The sequence below is a fragment of the Vibrio misgurnus genome (genome assembly GCF_029635775.1).
Lineage (GTDB): Bacteria > Pseudomonadota > Gammaproteobacteria > Enterobacterales > Vibrionaceae > Vibrio > Vibrio chanodichtyis.
Window position 1 is genome coordinate 104,790 of record NZ_CP113241.1, and the last position, 13,909, is coordinate 118,698.

At 47.8% G+C, this 13,909-nt stretch carries 15 protein-coding genes; 9 read left to right on the plus strand and 6 right to left on the minus strand.

Annotated elements, in window-relative coordinates; genetic code table 11:
• Positions 1-285 precede the first annotated feature (285 nt).
• Positions 286-1,152, minus strand: coding sequence for a YicC/YloC family endoribonuclease (locus tag OOK74_RS00460; RefSeq protein ID WP_274723569.1), 867 nt, complete (start codon positions 1,150-1,152; stop codon positions 286-288).
• Positions 1,153-1,437: 285 nt separating this feature from the next.
• Here OOK74_RS00460 and rph point away from each other — a divergent pair, with 285 nt between their 5' ends.
• Positions 1,438-2,154 (plus strand): ribonuclease PH, encoded by a 717-nt coding sequence (rph, locus tag OOK74_RS00465; protein ID WP_274723568.1) that lies wholly within the window; start codon positions 1,438-1,440, stop codon positions 2,152-2,154.
• A 92-nt stretch (positions 2,155-2,246) separates the two neighbouring features.
• Positions 2,247-2,888: an orotate phosphoribosyltransferase gene (gene pyrE / locus OOK74_RS00470; protein ID WP_278182872.1), complete on the plus strand. Its 642-nt coding sequence runs from the start codon at positions 2,247-2,249 to the stop codon at positions 2,886-2,888.
• A gap of 91 nt (positions 2,889-2,979) precedes the next feature.
• Here the strand turns inward: pyrE and lpxM are convergent, their stop codons facing one another.
• The 4 genes from lpxM to coaBC form a co-directional block, all read right to left on the minus strand.
• Positions 2,980-3,942 (minus strand): lauroyl-Kdo(2)-lipid IV(A) myristoyltransferase, encoded by a 963-nt coding sequence (lpxM, locus tag OOK74_RS00475; RefSeq protein WP_274723566.1) that lies wholly within the window; start codon positions 3,940-3,942, stop codon positions 2,980-2,982.
• 10 nt (positions 3,943-3,952) lie between these two features.
• Entirely contained in the window at positions 3,953-4,900 is a 948-nt protein-coding gene (locus tag OOK74_RS00480; RefSeq protein ID WP_278182873.1) for a Kdo(2)-lipid IV(A) acyltransferase, read from the minus strand.
• A 5-nt stretch (positions 4,901-4,905) separates the two neighbouring features.
• A complete protein-coding gene (slmA, locus tag OOK74_RS00485) occupies positions 4,906-5,496 on the minus strand; it encodes a nucleoid occlusion factor SlmA (protein ID WP_274723564.1) in 591 nt (196 codons plus the stop codon).
• A gap of 174 nt (positions 5,497-5,670) precedes the next feature.
• Positions 5,671-6,873: a bifunctional phosphopantothenoylcysteine decarboxylase/phosphopantothenate--cysteine ligase CoaBC gene (gene coaBC / locus OOK74_RS00490; protein WP_278182874.1), complete on the minus strand. Its 1,203-nt coding sequence runs from the start codon at positions 6,871-6,873 to the stop codon at positions 5,671-5,673.
• Positions 6,874-7,162: 289 nt separating this feature from the next.
• On the opposite strand from coaBC, the gene radC reads away from it, so the two are divergent.
• From radC to OOK74_RS00525, 7 genes are all read left to right on the plus strand, one after another.
• On the plus strand, positions 7,163-7,837 hold the full coding sequence (gene radC / locus OOK74_RS00495) for a RadC family protein (protein ID WP_278182875.1): 675 nt from the start codon (positions 7,163-7,165) through the stop codon (positions 7,835-7,837).
• Between the two features lie 310 nt (positions 7,838-8,147).
• The gene (gene rpmB, locus OOK74_RS00500; RefSeq protein WP_000091952.1) at positions 8,148-8,384 is read left to right on the plus strand and encodes a 50S ribosomal protein L28; all 237 of its coding nucleotides are present in this window, start codon (positions 8,148-8,150) and stop codon (positions 8,382-8,384) included.
• Between the two features lie 13 nt (positions 8,385-8,397).
• A complete protein-coding gene (rpmG, locus tag OOK74_RS00505) occupies positions 8,398-8,565 on the plus strand; it encodes a 50S ribosomal protein L33 (protein WP_001051800.1) in 168 nt (55 codons plus the stop codon).
• A gap of 164 nt (positions 8,566-8,729) precedes the next feature.
• Complete coding sequence (locus OOK74_RS00510) at positions 8,730-9,236, plus strand: hypothetical protein (protein ID WP_278182876.1); 507 nt, start codon at positions 8,730-8,732, stop codon at positions 9,234-9,236.
• Between the two features lie 76 nt (positions 9,237-9,312).
• Positions 9,313-10,149 carry a bifunctional DNA-formamidopyrimidine glycosylase/DNA-(apurinic or apyrimidinic site) lyase gene (gene mutM / locus OOK74_RS00515; RefSeq protein ID WP_278182877.1) on the plus strand — a complete coding sequence of 279 codons (837 nt, stop codon included), beginning with the start codon at positions 9,313-9,315 and terminating at the stop codon, positions 10,147-10,149.
• Positions 10,150-10,188: 39 nt separating this feature from the next.
• Entirely contained in the window at positions 10,189-11,193 is a 1,005-nt protein-coding gene (locus OOK74_RS00520; protein WP_278182878.1) for an NAD-dependent epimerase, read from the plus strand.
• Between the two features lie 122 nt (positions 11,194-11,315).
• Positions 11,316-13,313: an LTA synthase family protein gene (locus OOK74_RS00525; protein WP_278182879.1), complete on the plus strand. Its 1,998-nt coding sequence runs from the start codon at positions 11,316-11,318 to the stop codon at positions 13,311-13,313.
• A gap of 49 nt (positions 13,314-13,362) precedes the next feature.
• On the opposite strand, the gene coaD is transcribed toward OOK74_RS00525, so the two are convergent.
• A complete protein-coding gene (coaD, locus tag OOK74_RS00530) occupies positions 13,363-13,860 on the minus strand; it encodes a pantetheine-phosphate adenylyltransferase (protein WP_278182880.1) in 498 nt (165 codons plus the stop codon).
• Positions 13,861-13,909 lie beyond the last annotated feature (49 nt).

Consider the following 13,909-nt stretch of genomic DNA (forward strand, 5'->3'; position numbering starts at 1 on the left):
TATCGATTGGTTCGATAGTTGAGTGATTGAACAATCTGCAAGCAGCACGATAAGTGGAGATGGCATAAGGCGGTGGTGAGATAGATGCAAAAATCTGCTCACCAGATACCTTGACTTTTTGCTTATTGAGTCAAAAAAACAGGTCTTGCCCACCATTTTGCCCACCACTTAAACAGCAACTGGTAACGGACATCTGCAAACCGATTTGGACGGGGAAAATAAAAAAGCCCTGTATTTACAAGCAAATAACAGGGCTTCTAAGACATTCTTGGACGGGTGAAAAAACTATTCGATGTTTTGGATCTGCTCGCGCATCTGTTCGATCAGCACTTTTAGCTCAACGCCGGAAGCGGTGATATCGGTAGCGATGGATTTAGAGGCCAGCGTGTTTGATTCACGGTTGAACTCTTGCATCATGAAATCTAGTTTGCGACCACAAGAGCCACCTTTTTTCAGTACTTCGCGCGCTTCTTTGACGTGAGAATCGAGGCGATCCAGCTCTTCGGCGACATCGGATTTCTGTGCGAGCAGGATCAGCTCTTGCTCGACGCGACTTGCATCCAGTTCAATCTTCGCTTCTGCAAATTTGTTCAGCAGACGCTCACGTTGCCACTCGAGAATTTCTGGCATCCGCGCGCGTACTTTGACTACTTCGGCACTGATTGCTTGTAAACGTTGCTCAATCAGCGCTTTCATATTGTCACCTTCACGGCCACGCGCAGTGATAAACTCACTCACTGCTTCATCAAAGCCGTTCAGCAGGGCTTGATTGATCGCATCCATATCCTGTTCTGGCGTTTCCATCACTCCCGGCCATTGCATAACTTGGAATGGATTGATGCGGCTTAGTTCGCCAGTCATATGCATGATTTGGCTGGCAGCATTAATCACTTGTTGAGCAAGGGCTTGATTGATGGTTAGCTCGCTGCGCGCCGCAGGATTAGCTTCAAAGCGTAAATGACACTCGATTTTACCGCGCGATAGGCGCTGACGAAACCGCTCACGCAGCAGAGGCTCTAAACCGCGTAACTGCTCAGGCAGGCGGAAATAGGTTTCGAGATAACGTTGGTTAACCGAGCGGATTTCCCACACGGCACTGCCCCAATCACCTTTGATTTCTTTACGTGCATAAGCAGTCATGCTGTAGATCATTACCATATCCTTCAATTGAGTCGGCTAGTTATACTCTTGCTACTTGAAGTTGCAGCGGGGTTGACGACCTTCGCTTACCCCAATCACATAGTTTACTTATGCTCATGGGGACTCACTTGCCGCCTAACTGCAACTCCAAGTGGTTTGGGTATAGCGCAATCGAGCCATAATACGGCAAACAGGGGGCAGATCCTAGCTGCTCGGCCTCAGCTCTAGGATCTTGCCACTACTTCCAGTATAATTGCGCCCCAATTCTGTTTCCCCTTTCGCACAAGGCTTTTAACTATGCGCCCAGATAACCGCGCTGCGGATCAAGTTCGCCCGATCAAAATCACTCGCCACTATACGGCTTACGCAGAAGGCTCAGTGTTGGTGGAATTTGGCAACACCAAAGTGTTGTGTAATGCCAGTATTGAACAAGGTGTGCCGCGTTGGTTAAAAGGCCAAGGTAAAGGTTGGGTGACGGCCGAATATGGTATGTTGCCGCGCGCGACCCATTCGCGCACCCGTCGTGAAGCGGCCAATGGTAAACAGGGCGGCCGGACGATGGAAATCCAGCGTCTGATCGCTCGTAGCCTACGTGCAGTGGTCGATTTACAAGCGATGGGTGAAATTATGATCACGGTGGATTGTGATGTGATCCAAGCCGATGGCGGTACGCGCACTGCTTCGATTACGGGTGCAAGCGTCGCACTAGCCGATGCGTTTGCCCATTTGGTGGCTCAAGGTCAACTGAAGAAAAACCCAATGAAAGGCCATGTAGCAGCGGTTTCGGTTGGTCTACTAGGTGATGAAGTGCTGTGCGATCTGGAGTATGTGGAAGATTCCGCTGCCGATACCGATATGAATGTCGTGATGACTGAAGAAGGTAAGATGATTGAAATCCAAGGCACCGCCGAAGGCGAGCCATTCAGTCATGAGCAGTTATTGAGTTTATTAGCCGTGGCTCAAAAAGGCATCGCCGATATTGTGGCGGTGCAGAAGGCGGCATTAGCCAATTGATTTAGATAGCTCCCAGTTGGGGGCTATTTTTTTAGTTATCTTTCTAGGGACTAGAGTCTAGGAACTAGAAACTTAGATATGGAGAAGATGTAATGAAAGCGTACCAGCGTGAGTTTATTGAGTTTGCCCTAGAGAAACAGGTGCTAAAGTTTGGCGAGTTTACTTTGAAATCAGGCCGTAAAAGCCCTTATTTCTTTAACGCTGGTCTGTTTAATACTGGCCGTGATTTGGCCCGCTTAGGGCGTTTTTATGCCGCGGCATTAGTGGATGCAGGCATCGAGTTTGATGTGCTGTTTGGCCCAGCTTACAAAGGCATTCCGATTGCCACCACCACCGCCGTTGCGCTGGCCGATCACCACGAGGTGGATACTCCTTACTGCTTTAACCGTAAAGAAGCCAAAGATCATGGCGAAGGCGGCAATTTGGTTGGCAGCAAGTTAGCCGGGCGGATTATGTTGGTGGATGATGTGATTACCGCCGGTACCGCGATCCGTGAGTCGATGGAGCTGATTCAAGCCAATGGTGCCGATTTGGCTGGCGTGTTGGTGGCGATTGATCGTCAAGAAAAAGGCCAGGGTGAGCTGTCGGCGATTCAAGAAGTAGAGCGAGATTTCGGCTGCGCGGTGATTTCGATCATCAGCCTAAGCGATCTGATCACTTACCTTGAGCAGCAAGGCGGTAATGCTGAGCATTTACAGGCTGTCAAAGCGTACCGTGCACAATACGGCATCTAAGCAAATTGATATAACCCAAGCCTAAAATGAAAAACAGCCTCATAATCATGAGGCTGTTTTTTTACAGATGAGATCAGTTTTTAAGCGGTTGCTACTGGCAATTTTGATAGGTTTTACGCCCATCACGTTGGCTTTTTAACAGCCGTAAAATCCACATATACTGCTCAGGTCGCGGGGTGACTAAGTCTTCAATCGCTTGGTTCATAGCCCGCGCATCGCAGGTTTCATCGCCAGTTGGGAAATCTTGCAGCGCCGGTAAAATGTGCACTTGATAACGCCCCGATTCGCTGTCGTAACATGACATTAAAGGCACTACCTGCGCTTTACACAGTTTGGCCATTTTGCCAAAGCCTTTGAGGGTGGCTTTTTCAGTGGCAAAAAACGGTACAAACACCGAGTTTTGTGGGCCGTGATCTTCATCGGGTACCCAATAGCCCACGTAACCGGCTTGAATTGAGCGCAAAAAAGGTTTGATACCGGCTTCGCGGCTAAAGATTCGCCCACCATACTGCATACGCTGGACATGCATCAGCCAATCGGTGATGGGATTACGCTGCGGCTTCATAATGTTGGTGACTTTATAACCGCGTGCGGCGAGCATGACTGCTGCATAATCGATCGCCCAAGAGTGCGGTACCAGCAAAATAACCCGTTCGCCACGGTCGAGCAAGGGCAGCAAATTCTCTTCACCAATCAATTCACCGCGCGCGTTATTGTAGCGAGTTGAGCGTACCAACAGTTCAGAATAGCCCAGCATAAACTGCGCGGCTTTCACTAGGGTGTCATGCAAGATTTGCTCGCGGCGATCTTCGCTGAGCTGCGGGAAACAGAGGCCTAGGTTAACCCGAGCCCGACGCACCATCCGACCGTTGTTACGGATGATCAGTGGCACTAAGGATTGCGCTAATTTATCGCGTAACCGCCAAGGAATAAATGCCAATAGCCCTGCACAAGCGATTCCAATCCAAGTTCCCCAATGTTTGGGGTGCAAAAAGTGCCACTCAAATTTAGGAGAGTGTAAATGTCGCGCCATACTGGTGTCTTTATCGCTCACAAATGCCTCGTTACTGATAGCGTGAATGGTTCATGGTTGCATCCGGCATCGTTTTGAAGCGTTTATGTAGCCACATCCACTGCTCGGGGGCGCGCAGTATAAGCTGTTCAACAAATTTATTCATGTAAGCTGCGGCAGCGGTTTCATCTTTTTGTGGGTAGTCCGCTTCAATCGAAGTGTCCGCGATAATCTCATAGCGCCCTTGTGCATTACGGAAGCCAGAGCCGAGCACAATCGCACAGTGGCTAGTGTAAGCCAAAATACTGGTGCCGGTGGTGGTGCAAGCTTGCTGCACGGCAAAGAAAGGCACAAATACCGATTTGTTACGCCCATAATCGTGGTCGGGCAGATAGAATAAGCGGTGACCTTGGCGGAGGACTTTAATCATCGTTTTTACATCTTTACGATCAATCAATTGATTACCATTGTGGGAGCGCCCCCAATGTTGGATAAAATCGTAAGCGGGATTATTGTGTGGTCGGTAAACACCATAGCCACTCATGCCTAATACCCCAAATGCGCGCGCGGTGATCTCCAGATTGAGCGCATGGACACAGCACAGCAACACTCCTTTACCGTTTTGCGCATGGTCGCGAACCACTTGGGTATCTTGATTAATCAAAATCCGTTTAAAACGCCAAGTTGGCCAAAACCAAGTGATGCCCGTTTCAATTAAGGCAGCACCGGTATTTTTGAAATTTTCCAGCACAAAAGTATCAATCTCAGCTTGGCTCATCTCCGGAAAAGCCAGTTCCAGATTGCGTCTTGCCACACGTACACGTTGTTGGCCAAAACGCATGGAAAATTGGCCGATGCTGCGGCCGATGTTCAGTAACAGCGCGTAAGGTAGCAGGTTAACTAGCAGTGCCAGCAGGCCAAAACCGAGCCAGACCCCCCAGTATTTGGGGTGCAATAATGCATAAGAGAATTGAGGTTTGCTGTATTTTGTTTGGCTCATAGTGGTTACTCAATCTGCGCACTCAGTAGCGCCCAGTATTCATCAAAATTAGCGGTCGGTAGATATTTAAAATCGGAACGCACAAAGCGATTCAGGCTGCCTTCCACCTGACCGAGTAATTGCGCGGCAAGAATATTTTCATCGACCGGGAAGGATTTTCCTTCACGAATTTTACGTTCGCGCAGAATTTGTCGTAAAGAGGTTTCAATTCGTTCAAACAACTGATTGATCCGATCGCGGAGTCGCTCATTTTCAAACATTAGCGCATGTCCAGACAGAATGCGGGTTAAACCTGGATTACGTTCAGCAAAGGCGAGCAGCAGCTGCATCACTAGCCGAATGCGACTGAGGGTATCTTTTTCCTCATCAAAGATACGGTTGATGCGCGACATCAACGACTCTTCGATAAACTCTATCAATCCTTCAAACATGCGAGCTTTACTGGGAAAGTGACGATAGAGTGCGGCTTCGGAAACGCCAACCTGTTTGGCTAGTTTAGCGGTGGTAATGCGTGAAGCGCCTTCATTCGACTCGAGCATTTGTGCTAGAGCTTGCAAGATTTCTTCGCGTCGGTTGATTTTTTTATTGCCGGCCATGCACCGTTTTCCTTTTTATTATCACTGCGGATCAACAATCAATACCCTACCCTCAGCGCAATGAGGGTAGTGATGAAACCGATGAAGTTTAACTAAGCTCAACGGTGGTTCGAAGCGTGTTGATAAAAATGGTTGAACTGGGTGGCGAAAATAACGCCTAGCTGTGCTACTGAACTATGACATTAATCGATGGATCTGCTCTAGCACCGCTATAGCGAGCGCTTGCTTACTGGTTAAAGGCAAGCTTTGCTGACCCTCTCGCCAAAATAACGTCAAGGCGTTGTCATTACTGTTAAAGCCTTGTCCGGGCAGTGAAACATCATTGGCACAGATCAGATCTAAATTTTTACGCTGCAGTTTACTGTGAGCATAGGTTTCAACCTGCTGCGTTTCGGCAGCAAAACCGACGGTAAATGGGCGATGTTCGCTCAGGGCCGCAACTGCGGCAACGATGTCGGGATTTTTGACCATCTCAATGGTCAATATATCGTTGTCGCTATTCTTTTTGATCTTCTGCTCGGCCATGGTTTGTGGGCGATAGTCGGCCACGGCGGCGCAGGCGATAAAGATCTGGTGCGCAGTCGCTTCAGTCATGACTGCGCTATGCATTTCTAGTGCGCTTTGCACATTAATTCGTGTCACCCCCGCTGGGGTGGGTAAATGTACCGGACCGCTGACTAGCGTGACTTCTGCCCCCAATTGCGCGGCGGCTTTGGCTAGCGCAAAGCCCATCTTGCCTGAGCTATGATTGGTAATATAACGCACTGGATCGAGCGCTTCCTGGGTTGGACCGGCGGTGATCAGCACACGTTGTCCGTGCAGAATTTTGGGGATGAAAAATTGCTCGCAGCGCGCTACCAGTTCCATAGGTTCTAACATGCGCCCTGGGCCTACATCGCCACAAGCTTGTTCACCAGCCGCAGGACCCCAGATTGAGTAGCCGCGTTGCTCAAGGGTATCCAGATTGGCTTGGGTGGCAAGGTTACGATACATCTGCTGATTCATCGCTGGTGCGATCATCACTGGGGCATCAGTGGCGAGAATTAACGTGGTTAATAAATCGTTGCCCATTCCCGCCGCGATGCGTGCAATCAGATCGGCTGTGGCAGGAGCCAGCAGTACTAAATCAGCCCATTTCGCCAGTTCAATATGCCCCATCGACGCTTCTGCAGCTGGATCAAGTAAACTGGTAGAAACCGGGCGACCCGATACCGCTTGCATGGTCAGCGGAGTAATGAATTGCTGCGCAGCGTGCGTCATCACTACTTGCACGCTTGCCCCACGCTCCACTAATCGACGAGTGAGTTCGGCACATTTGTATGCTGCGATACCACCGCTGATACCGAGCAGAATCTTTTTGCCTGCCAATGTTTGCATTTCGAAACCCTCAAAAAATCTGCGCGCTATGTTAGCACAGTTAGTGGGAAATATTGCAGCCACCTCGGCACGATAGCGTGCGCGTGGCCAGTGGTAAAGTGGCGCTGGAGGTTCGCCGAAAACGACGATTGATAGCCTTTCGCCAAGCGATGGGCAGGCTAGCAAGTTTAAGCTTTTGTCTGCAGCCTTATTACATTAGCCCGTGAGGCGGTTCGAAACTTAAGTCACACGGCTTGCGAGTTGTCGGCTTCTCTGCTTTGTGTAAACCAAATCCTTGGCAGAGCGCACTATGAATCTCAAATCTTTACCAACCGAATCGATGCCGCGCGAAAAATTGCTGCAACGTGGCCCACACGCATTAAGTGATGCAGAATTGTTGGCGATTTTTTTACGCACCGGCACCCAAGGCATGAATGTGCTCGTCTTGGCGGATCTATTGCTGCGTGAGTTTGGATCGCTGCGCGCGCTGTTTTGCGCCTCTCAAGCCGAATTTTGTCAGCATAAAGGGCTAGGGGAAGCCAAATATGTGCAATTACAAGCGGTATTAGAAATGGCGCAGCGCCATTTGGCGGAAACTCTCAAACGGGGCGATGCCCTGACCAGCCCGCAGCACACCAAACTTTATTTATCCAGCGTGTTGCGGGATCGCCAGCGTGAAGCCTTCTATATCTTATTTTTAGATAACCAACATCGGGTGATCCGCGATGAGATTTTATTTGAAGGCACGATTGATGCCGCCAGCGTTTATCCACGAGAAGTGGTTAAGCAAGCATTGGCACATAATGCTGCCGCGGTCATATTGGCGCATAACCATCCTTCGGGAGTGGCAGAACCGAGTCAAGCGGACCGCCGGATCACCGATCGACTGCGTGATGCCTTGAGTGTGGTCGAGATCCGAGTGCTCGACCATTTTGTGGTGGGCGATGGTGAAGTGGTCTCTTTTGCTGAACGAGGCTGGATATAGTCAAAGCTAGATATAGTCAAAGCTAATAGTGTGCGGCATTTTTAAACTTGTGACTTAGCGAGAATCTGCTAATATGCCCCGACATTTTTTAACCCTGATTCAGCTCGCACCGTAAAAAGATCAGCAAATCCTGCGAAAAGGATCTGTTCGGGTCTTGAGCAATGTGCGGCAAGTTAGTATAATGCGCGACCTTTGATAGCCTTGTATGGGTATTCCATAACGGTTTTTACCCTCAACTTCTGATTTCGGAAAGAGAGAGGTTCGGCCACCAAGGTTGATATCGAGCTGAAACGATTTGGAGAAGACATTCATGTCACGAGTATGCCAAGTAACTGGTAAGCGTCCTGCTGTTGGTAACAACCGCTCACACGCAAAAAATGCTACTAAGCGTCGTTTTCTGCCGAACCTACAAACTCATCGTTTCTGGGTAGAGAGCGAAAAACGTTTTGTTAAACTACGTCTAACTGCTAAAGGTATGCGTATCATCGACAAGAAAGGCATCGATGCTGTTCTTGTAGAGATCCGTGCACGTGGCGAAAACGTTTAAGAGGAATTGAGCAATGGCTAAAGGCATTCGCGAAAAAATCCGCCTAGTATCATCAGCTGGTACAGGTCACTTCTACACCACTGACAAGAACAAGCGTAATATGCCTGGCAAATTCGAGATCAAGAAATTTGATCCTGTAGTTCGTCAGCACGTTGTGTACAAAGAAGGCAAAATCAAGTAATTGATTTTTCTTTTTCTTGTAGTGTGTGAAAAAACCCAGCCTTTGGTTGGGTTTTTTTCTGCCTGCAATTTGAGTTTGCCGTGTGATAGCGGAGATTTTATCCACTAGGATCTGATGACGCAGTTTGCTACTCTGTCAGCGTTGGCTTATAGCAAGGAGTGATTATGCGTGTTTCTCCCCATCGACGTCGCAGTTGGAATAATATTTTGATTCTATCGGTGATTGGCTTTATGGCGATTCTCAATCTGCCGACGCTGATTAAAACCTACCTAGTGCCACAGCCAACTAGCCACTTTCCTACCTTATTACGACCGGGTGCGACGTTACAGGCGATGAACCTTCCGCAATTTTCGCTCGAGAAAAGCCGTGAAGAGTGGTTTGCTAGCCCTGAACTTAGCGTAAGTGGTAAACAGTTAGTGCAACGTTGGCAAACGCTAACCGGAACCGAAGTCGATGATGCCACTTATCGTGCCTTGCAACCAACGTTACCCAGTGCACAGACCATCGAAGTGTGGTACGCCGACAGCGAAGAGCCACAGCGGATCACTTTCTACCAAACCCCACAATTTTGGTTGCTAAAAAACTGGCAAGATCACTGGATTGCCGTCTCGGTTGAAGCCAATTATCTGTTTCCGGCACTTTTGCCAGTTGATTCGACGTTGAATAAATAACGTGGCCAAGCAAGCGCTGATCAAATAAGCCGTTTAGCGCCGTTGATCGCATCATCCTGTAAGGAAGTGAATCGCAATGCCTGAATTACCTGAAGTTGAAGTGAGCCGGTTGGGGATTTCCCCGCATCTGGTGGGCGGTATTATCCAATCGATCATCTTGCGCGTCCCTAAGCTGCGTTGGCCGATCCCGCCTGAGCTTAAGCAATTGGAAGGACAACGGATTTTAGCGATTGAGCGGAGGGCGAAATACCTGATCATTGAAACGGCGCTTGGTAGCGCGATTGTGCATTTGGGGATGTCTGGTTCGCTGCGGATTTTAGAGGGTGATTTTCCGGCTGGTAAACATGATCACGTTGATCTGGTGATGAGTAACGGTAAACGGCTGCGCTATAACGATCCGCGCCGTTTTGGCGCTTGGTTATGGTGTGAGCCTGGGCAAACTCATGCCGTGTTGCAGCGTTTAGGCCCAGAGCCACTAAGCACCGCCTTTACCGCTGAATATATGGCTGACAAAGCACGCAATAAACGGATTGCGATTAAAGCTTTTATTATGGATAACGCTGCGGTGGTCGGGGTTGGCAATATTTACGCCAATGAATCTCTGTTCAGCTCCCGCATTCATCCGCTGCGCCCGGCTTATTCATTAGGCTTAATTGAGTGGCAAACCTTAGTTTGCAATATTAAACAGGTGCTGCAAGTCGCGATCCAGCAAGGGGGAACCACTTTGAAAGATTTTACCCAAAGTGATGGTAAGCCCGGCTATTTTGCCCAAGAATTACAGGTATATGGCAAGGCCAATCAACCTTGTCCTAATTGCGGAGCACCACTGTGTGAGCAGAAAATTGCCCAGCGCAATAGTTTTTTCTGCTTAACATGCCAGCCTGAATGGCAAGAATGTAGAGAAAAATTGTGATATAACCTGCACAGCTTTCGATCTGAAGAGAAAATTGTAATGAAATATTTAGTCACTGGTGCGGCAGGTTTTATTGGTTCAGCTGTGGTTGAACGTTTATGTGCGGAAGGTCATGACGTGGTTGGGATCGATAACCTTAATGACTATTACGATATTGCGTTAAAACAGGCTCGTATCCAGCGAGCTGCCCATGAGCGTTTTTCATTTATTAAAATGGATATTGCCGATCGCAACGCCGTTGCGGAACTTTTTGCTGCAGAGCAGTTTGATAAAGTGATCCACTTAGCGGCACAAGCGGGCGTGCGTTATTCAATTGATAACCCAATGTCTTATGCAGATAGCAATTTGGTGGGGCATTTGGCGATTCTGGAAGGTTGTCGTCATCATAAGATCAAACATTTAATTTATGCATCTTCTAGCTCGGTGTACGGTTTAAACCGTAAAACTCCGTTTAATACTTCAGACAGTGTTGATCACCCGATTTCTTTGTATGCTGCGACAAAAAAATCCAATGAGCTGATGGCGCATACTTATTCGCACTTGTACCAAGTACCCACTACAGGTCTGCGATTCTTTACGGTTTATGGCCCATGGGGGCGTCCAGACATGGCGCTGTTTAAGTTCACCAAAGCGATCATTAACGGTGATCCTATCGATGTCTACAATCATGGCGATATGATGCGTGATTTCACTTACATTGACGATATCGTGGAAGGGGTATTGCGCATTAAAGATGTGATCCCTCAGCCGAATGCGGATTGGACGGTAGAAAACGGTACTCCAGCTACCAGTTCGGCACCTTATCGAGTGTATAACATTGGTCATGGCAGCCCAGTACAACTGATGGATTACATCAAAGCGCTTGAGTCAGCATTAGGAATTGAAGCCAATAAAAACATGCTACCAATGCAACCGGGCGATGTATATGTCACCTATGCTGACACCGATGATCTGTTCAACGCAACCCAATACAAGCCACAAATGGGCGTTAAACAAGGGGTTGCGAATTTTGTGAAATGGTACAAAGAATTCTATACCGTATAGCGACATTTCCCACACCGTTTACAGCCGGGGCTGGTACCCCGAGCTGTAAATGCTAGCCTCTTATCCTATTTGGCGCCCAGTTTGTTTGGCTGAGCGTTAGTTATCTATTTGTGGTTGCCTAAATGAAGTATCAAGCCCACCTTCGTCAGCTTTGTCTGTTACTAATCCAGTTTAGCCTGTTCTCGATAAGCTTATTGCTGATCGCTCGCGTAATATTTTTTCTGCACATTGATGATCTACTGCCTAAAGTCGCAATAAATGATGATATTTGGCGCGCATTTTGGATTGGCATGCGGTTTGATGCCAAAGTTACCGCGATTGCTTATACACCACTCCTGCTGAGTGGCTTGATTGCGGCTTGCTCGAGCAAGGCTTACTTGCGTTGGCAGCGTTTTGCTGTGAGCTACCATAGTGTGATTGCGTGTTTATATGTGTTGGGCTGTGTTGTTAATCACTACTACTACCTCACTTATGGCAGCCATGTTGACCTCTTTATCTTTGGTCTGTGGGAGGATGATGCAAAAGCCGTGCTGATTAATCTGTGGCGTGATTATCCGATCATCCGCAGCGTACTAGTAGGATTGGCTATTGGTGGGCTGGCGTATTACTCATCACGCTGGTTTTTACGCAGCAGAATTGGAAAACTAAGCCTAGGCTTTGCTTGGCATTGGGGATTTACGGCGCTACTTATTATTATTAGCGTAATGCTGACTTTTTTGATTGCCCGTGGCTCGCTCGATAGCCACCCATTAAAGCGCTATCACGCCAGTGTTTCGGCGTTTAAACCACTGAATATGCTTACACCAAATGTGTTTATGGCGCTCGATTGGGCAATATCAGATCGCCGTCAGCAACAAAAATTTGAGCCAGTTTCACAACAAGTGCTCACCGATCAGATGCAAAAAATGCTTGGCCAAGCGACACCGGAATATCAAACCCCAGTGAATGATTATTTGCGTGATAATCCACCGCATGTGGTGGTCGCGATGATGGAAAGCATGGGAATGAATATATTGGTTGAGGATGATCCACAAACCAATGATCTGTTAGGCCGATTACGTCCATACTGGCAACAAGGTTTTTTGTTTGAGCGCTTTATGGCGGGAACAACCGCCACGATTGATAGTTTAGTGATGACCTTGTTTCATAGCCCTGTTGCTACCATTAGCCATTCGTCGATTCAGAACATTGCCCTGCCCAGTTCGGCAATTTTGCCGTATAAACGCGCGGGTTATAAAGTGGCATTTTTGTATGGCGGTAATGGCATGTGGCGCAATCTTGCCAACTATTTGCCAGTGCAGGGTTTTGATCGGGTTTATGATGAAAATGACATCATCGAAGCTTTTCCTGAGGCGGAGCAGTATGCAGGCGCTTGGGGGGTGCCGGATGGCTATTTATTTCAGTTTGCCAATCAACTCTTAGAGCAAGCGCAGCAGCCAACTATGCTCTTTATTATGACGGTAACTAACCACTCGCCCTATAAAGTGCCTAGTTATTATCAGCCGAAGCCTACTGCGATCAGTCATCGCTTATCGAGTTTGATTGGCTATCAAGGTGAGCAAGCAAAAGTGCTGCTAAATACTTTCCAATACTCAGCCGATGCACTAGGTCAGTTTATTGAGCGGATAAAACAGTCGGCGACCTTGCAGCACAAAACGGTAGTTGCCGTTGCGGGCGATCATCGTATGCGCTATAGCAGTGCAGATAAACCAAGCGAATATGCACTGACTTATGCTGTACCATTTTACCTCAATGTACCTACATCGATTTTGCAGCACGTTCCAGTTAACTATGATCCACTGCGGATTGGTTCTCATCGAGATTTGTTCCCAACTTTGTATCATTTGAGCTTGTCAGATCAACGTTACATTAGCTTAGGTGGCGAAAATTTACTTTCGGTGGATGAGGTGAGCAATATCGGCTTCAATGCGGAGCGTACGATAAATCAACAAGGTGCATTTAATAGTGATGGTTCTGGGCTATTTTATGAGTGGGATAAACACAATCCGCTGTTCAATCAAGCAGAGCCAACGGATCAACCTGTACCAGATTGGGGAAAACAATATTCACAATTGCAGGATTACTACTTACGTTCGCAAATCTTGCCAATAACACCGTAAAATATATGCAACTGAAGTAATCAAGTGAGTTGCTTCAGTTGCACTATACTCAATAACTAAGCTTTTTACTGTGCAGTGCCTTGGCGACGATGGGGGGGACAAAATCCGCCACATTACCACCATGAATGGCAACTTCACGCACTATAGTGGAAGAGATAAAAGCGTATTCTTCGCTAGGGGTGAGGAATACGCTTTCTAATCCTGGCATCAAACGGCGATACATATTGGTTAAGCCAAATTCGTATTCAAAATCGACCGTGGTACGTAACCCGCGGATCAGCACATTGGCTTGTTGCGCTTGCGCGAAATCGACCAGTAGTCCAGAGAAGCCTTTAGCGCTGACATTCTCTAAATGAGCAGAGACCTCTTGTGCAAAATAGACCCGCTCATCCAAGCTAAATAGGGTGTTTTTACTGGGGCTAGCCGCTACCGCGATGATCACTTCATCAAACAGCTTGGCGGCACGCTCAATCAGATCGAGATGCCCATTGGTGATCGGATCAAACGTACCAGGATAAATTACCCGGGAAATTGGTTTTGAGTTCACTATCTTTTACTCATATTGATGGATTGGCTTGTTATGCTAATCAATATTA